Origin of the sequence: Variovorax sp. LjRoot130 (assembly GCF_964253755.1) — a bacterium.
In the GTDB taxonomy this organism is placed as follows: domain Bacteria; phylum Pseudomonadota; class Gammaproteobacteria; order Burkholderiales; family Burkholderiaceae_C; genus Variovorax.
The window spans coordinates 3,133,581-3,145,412 of the sequence record NZ_CAXURM020000001.1 but is presented as its reverse complement, the minus strand read 5'-3'; the positions used below and the strand labels follow the sequence as shown (position 1 = coordinate 3,145,412).

Annotated in this window: 12 protein-coding genes; 3 read left to right on the top strand and 9 right to left on the bottom strand. The window is 68.9% G+C overall.

What is annotated here, in order from left to right; genetic code table 11:
• Together ACSQ86_RS15635 and gloB are read right to left on the bottom strand one after the other, a co-directional pair.
• Positions 1 to 1,590 (bottom strand): transglycosylase SLT domain-containing protein, encoded by a 1,590-nt coding sequence (locus ACSQ86_RS15635; protein ID WP_436309094.1) that lies wholly within the window; start codon positions 1,588 to 1,590, stop codon positions 1 to 3.
• Positions 1,587 to 2,384, bottom strand: a complete 798-nt coding sequence (gene gloB / locus ACSQ86_RS15630; RefSeq protein WP_436309093.1) for a hydroxyacylglutathione hydrolase — start codon at positions 2,382 to 2,384, stop codon at positions 1,587 to 1,589. The genes ACSQ86_RS15635 and gloB overlap by 4 nt, the downstream gene beginning before the upstream one ends.
• Here gloB and ACSQ86_RS15625 point away from each other — a divergent pair.
• Positions 2,383 to 3,171 carry a class I SAM-dependent methyltransferase gene (locus ACSQ86_RS15625; RefSeq protein ID WP_244503932.1) on the top strand — a complete coding sequence of 263 codons (789 nt, stop codon included), beginning with the start codon at positions 2,383 to 2,385 and terminating at the stop codon, positions 3,169 to 3,171. The genes gloB and ACSQ86_RS15625 overlap by 2 nt on opposite strands.
• Entirely contained in the window at positions 3,168 to 3,617 is a 450-nt protein-coding gene (rnhA, locus tag ACSQ86_RS15620) for a ribonuclease HI (RefSeq protein WP_436290210.1), read from the top strand. Before ACSQ86_RS15625 ends, rnhA begins: the two co-directional genes overlap by 4 nt.
• Here the strand turns inward: rnhA and ACSQ86_RS15615 are convergent.
• Genes ACSQ86_RS15615 through ACSQ86_RS15590 form a run of 6 tightly spaced genes read right to left on the bottom strand, consistent with a single transcriptional unit; the run spans position 3,614 to position 9,352 of the window.
• Complete coding sequence (locus ACSQ86_RS15615; protein WP_436309092.1) at positions 3,614 to 4,084, bottom strand: Crp/Fnr family transcriptional regulator; 471 nt, start codon at positions 4,082 to 4,084, stop codon at positions 3,614 to 3,616. The two genes, rnhA and ACSQ86_RS15615, sit on opposite strands and share 4 nt — an antisense overlap.
• A 51-nt stretch (positions 4,085 to 4,135) precedes the next feature.
• Positions 4,136 to 5,449, bottom strand: coding sequence for a molybdopterin molybdotransferase MoeA (gene moeA, locus ACSQ86_RS15610; protein ID WP_436290212.1), 1,314 nt, complete (start codon positions 5,447 to 5,449; stop codon positions 4,136 to 4,138).
• Complete coding sequence (mobA, locus tag ACSQ86_RS15605; RefSeq protein ID WP_436309091.1) at positions 5,446 to 6,090, bottom strand: molybdenum cofactor guanylyltransferase MobA; 645 nt, start codon at positions 6,088 to 6,090, stop codon at positions 5,446 to 5,448. The genes moeA and mobA overlap by 4 nt, the downstream gene beginning before the upstream one ends.
• Positions 6,087 to 7,202 carry a GTP 3',8-cyclase MoaA gene (gene moaA / locus ACSQ86_RS15600; RefSeq protein WP_436309090.1) on the bottom strand — a complete coding sequence of 372 codons (1,116 nt, stop codon included), beginning with the start codon at positions 7,200 to 7,202 and terminating at the stop codon, positions 6,087 to 6,089. The genes mobA and moaA overlap by 4 nt, the downstream gene beginning before the upstream one ends.
• Before the next feature lie 46 nt (positions 7,203 to 7,248).
• Positions 7,249 to 8,532, bottom strand: a complete 1,284-nt coding sequence (locus ACSQ86_RS15595) for a serine hydrolase domain-containing protein (RefSeq protein ID WP_436290541.1) — start codon at positions 8,530 to 8,532, stop codon at positions 7,249 to 7,251.
• A 58-nt stretch (positions 8,533 to 8,590) separates the two neighbouring features.
• Positions 8,591 to 9,352 carry an SDR family oxidoreductase gene (locus ACSQ86_RS15590; protein ID WP_093108856.1) on the bottom strand — a complete coding sequence of 254 codons (762 nt, stop codon included), beginning with the start codon at positions 9,350 to 9,352 and terminating at the stop codon, positions 8,591 to 8,593.
• Between the two features lie 121 nt (positions 9,353 to 9,473).
• Here ACSQ86_RS15590 and ACSQ86_RS15585 point away from each other — a divergent pair, with 121 nt between their 5' ends.
• Positions 9,474 to 10,379, top strand: a complete 906-nt coding sequence (locus ACSQ86_RS15585) for a ZIP family metal transporter (protein WP_436309089.1) — start codon at positions 9,474 to 9,476, stop codon at positions 10,377 to 10,379.
• A 6-nt stretch (positions 10,380 to 10,385) separates the two neighbouring features.
• Here the strand turns inward: ACSQ86_RS15585 and ACSQ86_RS15580 are convergent, their stop codons facing one another.
• Entirely contained in the window at positions 10,386 to 11,819 is a 1,434-nt protein-coding gene (locus ACSQ86_RS15580; protein ID WP_436309088.1) for an aldehyde dehydrogenase family protein, read from the bottom strand.
• Between the last annotated feature and the right edge of the window lie 13 nt (positions 11,820 to 11,832).

Sequence of the window (11,832 nt, the reverse complement as noted above, 5' to 3'; positions counted from 1 at the left end):
TCAGCGCTTCTTCTTCGAAGGCGCGCCGCCGCGCTTCTCGCGCACGATCTTGGGCGAAGAAGCCGTCTTCGCCGCGGGCGCGGCCTTGCCGGCACTGGTCTTGACCACGCCGCCGCCGCGTTTGCTGGTCACGATCACCGTGCTGGAGCGGGCGCCCCGGCCCACGCGTTCGGCGGCCGCGGCCTTCACCGGCAGGTAGACCACGACCTGGACGCCGCGCTGGAAGGCGTGGCTGGTCTTCACGTCGTTCCATTCGGCGACGCTGGCCGGGCTGAGGCGGTAGCGGCGCGCGATGCTTGCGACGCTGTCGCTGCGTCCGGCCTTCACGAGCGTGCGGCGCGTGACGATCTCGGGCTGGAAGCTCAGGTGGCCGGTGTCGGCCACCGCTGCATTGACGTCTTCCTGGACGCGCGCGCCGCGCGGCACGATCAGCGTCGAGCCGGCCTTGATGAGCATGCGCGGCGGCACGCTGTTGATCGCGCGCAGGTCGGACTCGCTCATGCCGGCGCGCTGGGCGGCATCGGCCACCGTCATCGTCGAGGGCACGGTCCAGGCGGTCCAGCTCGCGTACTGCCCCTGGGTGTAGGCCTCGAAGTTGCGCTGGAACACGGCGGCGTTGTCCCAGGGCAGCAGGATCTCCGGCGTGCCGGCGGCCAGCAGCAACGGCTTGTGCGCGGAGGGGTTGAGCGCGCGGAAGTCCTCGATCTTCACGTCGGCGAGCTTGGCCGCCAGGGCCACATCGAGGTCGCGCTTGAGCGTGACGGTCTGGAAGTAAGGGTGGTTGGCGATCAGCGGCAGGTCGGCGTTGAAGCGCTCCGGGTTGGCGACGATGTTCTTGACCGCCTGCAGCTTCGGCACGTAGAGCCGGGTCTCGGCCGGCATCGACAGGTCGGTGTAGCCGGTGGGCAGGCCGGCGCGCTTGTTCTTGGCGATGGCGCGGCCGACGCTGCCTTCGCCCCAGTTGTAGGCCGCGAGCGCCAGATGCCAGTCGCCGAACATGCCGTAGAGCTTCTGCAGGTAGTCGAGCGCCGCACGGGTGGAGGCGAGCACGTCGCGCCGGTCGTCGCGGAAGATGTTCTGCTTCAGGTCGAAGTCGGTGCCGGTGGCGGGCATGAACTGCCACATGCCTGCAGCCTTGGCGCTGGAGATCGCTTGCGGGTTGAAGGCGCTTTCGATGTAGGGCAGCAGCGCGAGCTCGGTCGGCATGTCGCGGCGTTCCAGCTCTTCGACGATGTGGAAGATGTAGCGGCTCGAGCGCTCGGTCATGCGCTGCATGTAGTCGGGCCGGGTCGCATACCACTGCTCGCGGTCCGTGACCAGGTCACCCTGCAGGTCCGGCATCTTGAAGCCGCGGCGGATACGTTCCCACATGTCGGCCGGCGGCGAGAGCGTGACGACGGAGCGCGACTTGGTGTCGCCCGAGGTGATGGGCGTGAGCGGTCCGCCGGGATAAACCGGCGCCGCCGCGGGGGCGCTGGAAGCAGTGGGCGAGGCAGGGGAAGCGGAAGAGGAGGAACTCGTGCCGGTGGTGCTCGCGCAGCCTGCGAGAAACAGGGAGCCTGCGAGGCAGGCAGCAACGATAAATTTCATCGGAAGTCGTTTTTCCATTGGCGCAGTGCGGCGAACACGTCGGCTTCCGCGGCTTGCGCGGAGAGGCCGGCATGAGCGTGGACCGCTCGGAGGACAGTGGCTTCGCGGCTGCGAAGAAAGGGATTGACCAGGCGCTCGGTGGCGAGCTGCGAGGGCAGCGTCGGTTCACCGCGTGCGCGCAATGCCTCGCAATGCGCGGTGTACTGAGTCAGATCGGCGTTGCCGGGTTCCACGGTCTGCGCGAATCGAAGGTTAGCAAGTGTGTATTCGTGGCCGCAGCACACGCGGGTGTTGCCGGGCAGCGCGGCCAGCGCGTCGAGCGAGGCCAGCATCTGCGCGGCCGTGCCTTCGAACAGGCGGCCGCAGCCGGCGGAGAACAGCGTGTCGCCGCAGAAGAGCAAGGGCGCGAGCTCGCCGGCGACTGCGTTGTGCGCATCGGCCGGCAGGAAGAAGGCGATGTGGCCGGCGGTGTGGCCCGGGATGTCGATCACTTCGAAGCGAAGGCACAGCACCTCGGCACCGTCGCCTTGCGAGAGTCGCGTGAAGGGCTCGGGAATCGTCTCGCGCGCCGGACCGAAGACCTGCGCGCCGGTGGCCGCGTGCAGCGCTGCGACGCCGCCGGTGTGATCGGGGTGGTGGTGCGTGACTAGAATCGCGGCCAGCTGCAGATTGCCGCGCGCCAGTGCTTCGAACACCGGCGCGGCATCCCCCGGGTCCACCACGATCGCGTTGCGACCGTCCTGCAGCATCCAGATGTAGTTGTCGGCGAAGGCGGGCAGCGGAACGAGGGTCATGAGCGGTCAAATTATAGGTTTGCATGATTGGTTCGCGACCGCCCCCGGCCGCTACCTGCTGGCCTGGGAGCAGGCCCAGTTCGACCAGGCCGTGGCCGATGTGTTCGGCTACCACGCGCTGCAGCTGGGGCTGGCCGAGGTCGCCGGGCTGCGCGCCAACCGCATGCCGCATCGCTGGCTGGCGCTGGACGATCCCGCGCTGGCGGCGCAGAGCGCGCTGGTCACCGACTTCACGGCGCTGCCTTTTTCGGCCAACAGCCTCGATCTGGTCGTGTTGCCGCATGCGCTCGAACTCAGCCACGATCCTCATGCGACGCTGCGCGAGGTCGAGCGCGTGCTGGTGCCCGAAGGCCGCGTCGTCATCTGCGGTCTCAATCCGGCCAGCCTCTGGGGCATGCGGCAGCGCCGCGCGCATCTTTACCGGCGCCTCGGCTTCGGCGAGCTGTTCCTGCCCGAGTCCGGCGACTTCATCGGCTATCGGCGCATGCGCGACTGGCTGCGCTTGCTGAGCTTCGAGGTCGAGTCGGGCAACTTCGGCATCTACCGCCCGGCGGTGCGCAGCGAGGCCTGGCTGGAGCGCTGCCGCTGGTTCGACACGGCCGGCGAGCGCTGGTGGCCGATCTTCGGCGCGGTCTATTTTCTGGTCGCGGTCAAGCGGGTGCGCGGCATGCGGGTCTTGAGCGCCGACTGGCGGCGCGCGGCCCAGCGCGCCAGCGCGCCGGTGCCGATCGCGGGCAAGGTGCATCGCGACGCAGTCACCGATCACAACGAGGAAGTCTTTTTTTGAACGAAGTACAGATCTACACCGACGGCGCCTGCAAGGGCAATCCCGGTCCCGGCGGCTGGGGCGCATGGCTCAAGTCGGGTGCTACCGAGAAGGAACTCTTCGGCGGCGAGCTCAACACCACCAACAACCGCATGGAACTCAAGGCCGTGATCGAAGGCCTGCGCGCGCTCAAGCGCCCCTGCAAGGTCGTGCTCTACCTCGACAGCCAGTATGTGCGCATGGGCATCACCGAATGGATCCGCGGCTGGAAGGCCAAGGGCTGGCGCACCTCGACCAACCAGCCGGTGAAGAACGTCGAACTCTGGCAGGAGTTGGACAAGCTGGTGGCGGAGGGCGGCCACCAGATCGAGTGGCGCTGGGTCAAGGGGCACTCGGGCGACCCGGGCAACGAGCGCGCCGACATGCTGGCCAACAAGGGCGTGGAGCGGGCACTGGGGCGGATCTAGAGAGGGCCGGGCAGGGTGTTGATGCGCTCGGGCTCGTCCAGTGCTTCGCCCATCCGCGCCCGGAACAGCAGCTCGTCGGTGATGCGCAGGCGACGGCTGAGCTCGCGGCCGATGTTCATCTGGATCAACGCGAATTGCTCCGCATCGTGCTCGAACAGGCGCAGCAGATTGTCCGACGTGATCCGGATCGCGCTGCAGTCCTCGTCGGCGCGCACCGAGGCGCTGCGAGGGAACAGATCGAGGAGCGCCATCTCGCCGAAGCAGTCGCCCTGGCCGAGGCGGCGCAGCAGCAGCTGACGGCCCTGCCAGCTTTTCGAGATCGTCACGCGGCCGCTTTCGAGCACGTACATGCCGTCGGCCAGATCGCCCTCGCGGCAGAAGAAGTCGCCGGCGGCGACCCGGATCACGGGCGCGGGCTCCAGCAGGAATTCGATGGCGTCCGCGCCGATGGCGCCGAAGATCGGCATCTGCTGCATCAATTCGATTCGCGCTGCGAGCATGCGCATCTCCCGCGCGGACTAGCCCACGCCGTCGAACATCATCACGTCGACCGCGTCGCCCGCGGCCACGCTGCCTTGCTCATGGTGCAGCACCACCAGGCCGTTGGCTTCGACCATCGAGCTGAGCACGCCCGAGCCCTGGTTGCCGGCGATGCGGACCTCGGGCAGCGATCCCGGCACCGCCTCCACCCGGCCGCGCTGGTACTCGGTGCGGCCCGGTTTCTTGCGGATCGCGGCCACGCTCCTGGCGCGCAGCATGGGCGGCGGCGCGCAGCCCGCAGCGTGGCAGCCCATCATCCGCAGCAGGGCCGGACGCACGAAGGCGAGGAAGGTGACCATCACGGCAACCGGATTGCCCGGTAGGCCGAACAGCACGGCCGTGCCCTCGGCTTCGCCTTGCTTGGGGATCAGACCCACCGCCATCGGCCGGCCGGGCCGCATCGCGACGCGCCAGAAGGCCATGTCGCCCAGCTGCTGCATCACGGCGCGCGTGTGGTCGGCCTCGCCGACGCTGACGCCGCCGCTGGTGATGATCGCGTCGGCCTCGCGCGCGGCGCGGCGCAGCGTGTCGGCCAGCGCCGCGGGATCGTCGCGCACCAGGCCCAGGTCGATCACTTCGCAACCCAGCCGCGTGAGCAGGCCGAACACGGTGTAGCGGTTGCTGTCGTAGACCGCGCCTTCGCGCGGCAGCTCGCCCAAGCTCAGGATCTCGTCGCCGGTGGAGAAGTAGGCCACGCGCAGGCGCCGCAGCACCGGCACCATCGGCAATCCGAGGCTGGCGACCATGCCGAGCGCAGCGGGCGAGAGGCGCTCGCCGCGTTGCAATGCGGCCTGGCCCTGCATCAGATCCTCGCCGGCCAGGCGGCGGTTGTCGCCGCGGCGCAGCACCTTGGCCGGGAAGCGGACCTGGTCGCCCTCGACGAAACAGAACTCCTGCGGGATCACGGTGTCGAGGCCCGCGGGCATCATGGCGCCGGTCATGATCTTGACGGCGTCGCCCAGGCCGAGCGTGCCGCGCCAGGCGGCGCCGGCCAGCGCCGTGCCGACCACGCGCAGCTTCACCGAGGCATCGCTCGATGCGTCGGCATGGAGCAGCGCGCCGTCGAAGGCGAAGCCGTCCATCGCCGAGTTGTCGTGCGGCGGCACGCTGACGGGCGAGATGATGTCCTCGGCCAGCACCCGGCCGAGCGCGTCGCGCAGTGCGATGCGCTCGCTCTGCGTGACGACGGCCGGTTCGGCGAGGCGAGCCAGGAAGGCCTGCACCGCATCGACGCCCAGGGCTTTCGGGTCGTAGCCGGCCAGGGCAGCGGCGATCTCGGCGATGCGGCTCATCGGTTTTCGAGCGCGTGCAGCTCGGTCAAGGTGTTGGCGTTGAAGAACGCGTCGGGCGCGTCGCCGGGCCGGTCGAAGGGCACCAGCACCGTTCGGTGCTGCGCGGTCCACTTGTCGATCTTGCGGCCGCCGTCCTGGGTGAAGCGCACCAGGCTTTCGAGCAGCGTGGCGCGCAGCAGGCAGAACACGGGCTGCGGGCGCAGCGCCGATGCACCATCGGACTCGGCGGCCATTTCGGGCGCGCTCACCATGGCGATCTCGGCCTGGTCGGCCAGCAAGGCCTCGCCCAATCGGCTCGCCAGGTCGAGCGGAAACAGCGGTGTGTCGCAGGGCACGGTCAGCAGATAGGGCGTTTCGCAGCGTTCCAGCCCGGTCAGGAAGCCGGCCAGCGGCCCGGCGTAGTCGGCCAGGCCGTCGGGCCAGACCGGTGCGCCGAAGGATTCGTAGGCCGACAGGTTGCGGTTGGCATTGATCATCAACTCGCCGACCTGCATGCCGAGGCGCATCAGCGCATGCATCGCGAGCGGCGTGCCGTTGAAGTTCTGCAGGCCCTTGTCGACGCCGCCCATGCGCGAGCCGCGCCCGCCGGCGAGCACGAGGCCGGTGATCTCGCTGGCGGCAATGGCGGTGGGCGCGCTCATCCGCCGATGTAGCTCATCTCGACGCGGCGCGGCGCGGCCGCATCGGTGTCGGGCCCGCGCAATGCGCGCAGTTCGGAGTAGCGGTCGGTGCGCCCTTGCCAGATGTGGCCGATGGCGGAGGCGATTTGCGCATCGTCGGCATCGCCGCGCAGGAGCGGGCGCAGGTCGTGCCCGCTGCTGGCGAACAGGCACAGGTAGAGCTTGCCTTCGGTCGACAGGCGCGCGCGGCTGCAGTCGTGGCAGAAGGCCTGGGTCACGCTGCTGATCACGCCGATCTCGCCGCCGCCGTCGCGGTAGGCCCAGCGCTGCGCGGTTTCGCCGGGCGCGCTGGCTTCGAGCGGCGCGAGCGGGAATTCCTCGGCAATGCGCGCCACCACCTCGGCCGAGGGCAGCACCTCGTCCATGCGCCAGCCGTTGGTGGCGCCGACGTCCATGTATTCGATGAAGCGCAGCACCACGCCGGTGCCGCGGAAGCGGCGCGCCATCGGCAGGATCTCCTGCTCGTTGGTGCCGCGCTTGACGACCATGTTGACCTTGATCGGGCCGAGGCCCGCGGCGTGGGCCGCATCGATGCCCGCGAGCACCTGGGCCACCGGAAAGTCGACGTCGTTCATGCTGCGGAACACCGCGTCGTCGAGGCCGTCGAGGCTCACGGTCACGCGATTGAGGCCGGCGGCTTTCAGCGCTTCGGCCTTGCGCGCCAGCAGCGAGCCGTTGGTGGTCAGCGTGAGGTCCAGCGGCGCGCCCTGCGGGGTGCGAATGGCGGCCAGTTGCTCGACCAGCACCTCCAGGTTCTTGCGCAGCAGCGGCTCGCCGCCGGTGAGCCGGATCTTGTGCACGCCATGCGTCGCGAAGATGCGGGCCAGCCGCGTGATCTCCTCGAAGCTCAGGAGGGCGCTGTGGGGCAGGTACTGGTAGTCCTTGTCGAACACTTCCTTCGGCATGCAGTAGCTGCAGCGGAAGTTGCAGCGGTCGGTGACGCTGATGCGCAGGTCGGTGAGCGGGCGCGAAAGGCGGTCGAGCAGCACGCCGGTGGCCGGCACGGCGCGCTCCGGTGCCGCCACGCGGCGGGCGCGGCCGATCTCGGAGACGTGGACGACGTGGTTCTTCATGGGAAGGGCAATTTAACGCATAGCCCGGCCGGACGCCTTTTCAAGGCTACTTGACCACGGCGGCGTAGATCATGTTGCGCAGCAGGCTGCGGTAGTGCACCCGGTGCTTGGGCGATTGCAGCATGAGCACCACGAACATCTGGTTCTCGGGGTCCACCCACATGTAGGTGCCGCCGGCGCCGCCCCAGTTGAACTCGCCGGCGGCGGCCGGGTAGGGTGCTTCGCCGTCGCTGCGGCGCACCGCGAAGCCCAGGCCGAAGCCGTAGCCCGAACCCGGCAGGTAGAGCGGCCCGGGCGCGATGCCGGCGCCGCCGTTGGCATGGTCCGACACCATGAGGCCCAGCGTGCGCGGGCCCAGATAGCGCTTGCCGTCGAGCGTGCCGCCGTTCAGCAGCATCTGCAGGAAGCGCGCGTAGTCGGCTGCTGTCGACACCATGCCGCCGCCGCCCGATTCGGCCTTCTGCACGACGCGCGGGTCGCTGAACTCGGCGCCGACGCCGAAGCTGCGGTCGCTCGCCAACGGTTCCGCGATGCGCTGCTGGCGCGGCGCATCGCTCACGTAGAAGCTGGTGTCCTTCATGCCGAGCGGATCGAGCAGGCGGGCTTTTTCGAACTGGTAGAGCGTCTGGCCCGACACCACCTCGACCACGCGGCCCAGGATGTCGGTCGAGTAGCTGTAGTCCCAGGTGGTGCCGGGCTGATAGGCCAGCGGCAGCTTGGCCAGACGCTGCGAGAACTCCGCATTGCTCGGATCGCCGGCATGCAGGTTGGCCGCGTTGTAGGCCTGCTTGACCAGCCCGGGCCCGAAGAAGCCGTAGGTCAGGCCCGAGGTGTGGCGCATCAGGTCGTACACCGTGATCGGCCGGCGTGCCGGCACGGTCTCGAGCACCGGCTTGCCGTCGCTGCCCGGCTTCTCGACGCCGACCGTCATGTTGGCGAACTCGGGCAGGTACATCGCGACCGGGTCGTCGAGCTTCATGCGCCCGTCTTCGACCAGCATCATCGCGGCGACCGTCGTGATGGGCTTGCTCATCGAGTAGATGCGGAAGATGCCGTCGCGCGGCATCGGGGTGCCGGCGGCCGGGTCGAGCCGGCCGATGGGCTCGAACCAGGCGACCTTGCCGCCCCGCGCCACCAGCAATACGGCGCCGGGAATCTTGTTGGCCGCCACGTCTGCTTTGAGCACGTCGGTGAGCATCTGCAGGCGCTCGCTGGAGAGCCCGACGCGCTCGGGGCTGGTGGTCGGCAGCGATTGCGCGGCGGCCAGCAGCGGCCCCGCGAAGAAGAGGCCGGCCGCGATGTGGCGCAGGCAGCGCTTGAATGGCTTCATCATTCTTGTCTCCTCGTTGTGGATGGGATTCGTTCGGGCGGTCTGCGCCGCCTTTTCCCTAGACGCAGCGCGCGCCGTCGACCTCGATGCAGACGCCGCTGATGAAGGACGCCTCGTCGCTGGCCAGGTAGAGCGCCGCATTGGCCACGTCGAGCGCGGTCGAGAAGCGGCCGAGCGGGATGGTGGCGCGGAACTTGGCCTTGCGCTCCTCGGTGATCGGCCCGCCGGCGAACTCGGCGGCCAGGCCGGTGTCGGGGTTGAACACCGGGTTGATGCAGTTCACGCGGATGTTGTCGGGGCCGAATTCGGCGGCGAGCGACTTGCTGGTGGTGATGACCGCGCCTTTCGAGCCGTTGTACCAGGTGAGGCCCGGACGCGGCCGCACGCCGGCGGTGGAGGCGATGTTGATGAAGGAGCCGCCGCCGTTGGCGCGTAACGCCGGCACGGCATGCACGGTCGACAGGTAGATGCTCTTTACATTGACCGCGTAGCAGCGGTCGAACTCGTCCTCGCTCACTTCGAGCGCCGGGCGGTTGCGGTGCGTCCAGCCAGCGTTGTTGACCATCACGTCGAGCTTGCCGTGGCGCTGGACCGCGGCCTCGACCAGCGCCTTGACTTCGGCCGACTTGGTGACGTCGGCGGCGAAGAAAGAGGCCCGGCCGCCGGCGCGCAGGATGGCTTCGACCACCTGTTCGCCGAGTGCGGCATTGATGTCGTTGACGACGACCTGCGCGCCTTCGGCCGCCAGCCGCTTTGCGATGCCTTCGCCGATGCCGCCGCCGGCGCCGGTCACGATGATGGATTTGTCCTTGACGCGCATTCGGTATGTCTCCGGGGAAATAGGAACGCGCAAGTGTAGGCACCTCCTCGCCGGCGGCGCTCTATCGCCGGGATTGAAATTCCTGAAGCATGAACCAGATGAGAATTATTATCATTTGCTCATGCACAACAGCTCATCCCTTGCCAGCGCCGCCAAGCGCCCCGTGCTGCCGCTGCGGCAGTTGGTCGGAATCTCGATCGTGCTGGCCGGCGTGCTGGTGCTGGGTGCGCAGTTCTGGCAGTTCGTGGCCAGTCGCCCGGTGGTGCTGCAGGCCTTGACCGGCGGCTCGGTGGCCGCGCTCGCGACCGCGCTGGGCACCTTGCCCATCCTGTTTTCGCAGCGTCTGTCGGATCGCGCGCAGGACACGCTGTTCGGTTTCGGCGCTGGCGTGATGCTCGCGGCCAGCGCCTTCTCGTTGATCATCCCCGGCATTGCCGCCGCGCGCGCCGCGGGTGCGGATGCGTGGGGTGCCGGCGGCATCGTCGGCGGCGCGATCCTGCTCGGCGCGCTCGCGCTGCTGGTGCTGGACCGCGTGCTGCCGCACGAGCATTTCATCAAGGGCGTGGAGGGGCACAACGCACGCGTGCTCCGCCGCACCTGGTTGTTCGTGTTCGCAATTGCGCTGCACAACCTGCCCGAAGGCCTGGCGATCGGCGTCGGCTTCGCAGGCGGGGATGCGCTGCGCGGCAGCGCGCTGGCGACCGGCATCGCGATCCAGGACGTGCCCGAAGGCCTGGTGGTTGCGGTGGCGCTGCTCGCCGCGGGCTACCGGCGGCCTTTCGCGGTCGGGCTCGGCATGGCGTCCGGCCTCGTCGAGCCGGTGGGTGCCGTGCTCGGCGCGGCGATCGTGAGCGGGTCGGCAGCCTTGCTACCCTGGGGATTGGGTTTTGCCGCCGGCGCGATGCTGTTCGTGATCAGCCACGAGATCATTCCCGAGTCCCACCGCAAGGGCCACGAGGCCTTTGCGACGGGCGGGTTGATGGTGGGCTTCGTGCTGATGATGCTGCTGGACACTGCCCTTGGCTGATGATGATCAGCCGTGGCGCACGGCGACGGTCTTCAGCGTGGTGAAGCCGTAGAGCGCTTCGAAGCCCTTCTCGCGGCCATAGCCCGAGGACTTGACGCCGCCGAAGGGCAGTTCGACACCGCCGCCCGCGCCATAGTTGTTGATGAACACCTGGCCGCTCTTCACGCGCTTGGCCATGCGGAACTGGCGCGCGCCGTTCTCAGTCCAGATGCCGGCGACCAGGCCGAACTGCGTGGCGTTGGCGAGCGCCACGGCCTCGTCCTCGTCGCTGAACGCCATCGCGGCCAGCACCGGACCGAAGACTTCTTCTTGCGCCAGGCGGTGGCCGACCGGCACGTCGCGCAGCAGGGTCGGCGCCTGGTAGAAGCCGGTTTCCGGCGCCTCGTCGACCACCACGCCCTGCGCCACCATCGGAATGCCGGCGTGCTGGGCATCGGACAGAAAGTCCCAGACGCGCTGCTGCTGCGTCTGGCGGATCAGCGGGCCGACGTCGAGGTCCATCGCGGCGGGGCCGACGCGCAGCGCCTCGAAGGCATGGCCGAGCCGCTCGAGCAGCGGCTCGTAGATCTCTCGCTCGATCAGCACGCGCGAACCGGCCGAGCAGGTCTGGCCGGCGTTCTGCACGATCGCGTTGATCAGCACCGGAATGGCCGCGCCCAGGTCGGCGTCGGCAAAGATGATCTGCGGGCTCTTGCCGCCGAGCTCGAGCGTGACCGGGCAGTGGCGCTCGGCCGCGACCTGCTGGATCAGCGTGCCCACTTTCGGGCTGCCGGTGAAGCTGATGTGGTCGATGCCCTCGTGGCGCGCCAGCGCATCACCGACCTCGTGGCCGTAGCCGGTCACGATGTTGATCGCGCCAGGCGGGAAACCGACCTCCGCCGCGAGTTGCGCGACGCGGATCAGCGACAGGCAGGCGTCTTCCGAGGGCTTGACCACGCAGACGTTGCCTGCGGCCAGCGCGCCGCCGACGCTGCGGCCGAAGATCTGCATCGGGTAGTTCCACGGAATGATGTGGCCGGTGACGCCGTGCGGTTCGCGCCAGGTGAAGACGCTGTAGCCCTCCTGATAGGGGATGGTCTCGCCGTGCAGCTTGTCGCAGGCGCCGGCGTAGAACTCGAAGTAGCGCACCAGCGCCAGGGCATCGGCACGCGCCTGCTTGACCGGCTTGCCGCAATCGCGTTGTTCGATGAGCGCCAGTTCGTCGGCGTGCGCGGCGATTCTCTGGGAGAGCAGGTAGAGCAGCCGGCCGCGGTCGGCCGCGCTCTTCTTGTGCCAGTGGGTATCGAAGCAATGACGCCCGGCGCGCACGGCGGCATCGATGTCGGCTGCATTGCCGCGCTGCAGTTCGTCGAAGGTCTGGCCGTCGGAGGGGTCGATCACCGGCAGGGTGCGGCCGGAGGAGGAAGCGATGTTTTGGTTGCCGATGTAATGGAGTTGCATGGCCGAAATTGTG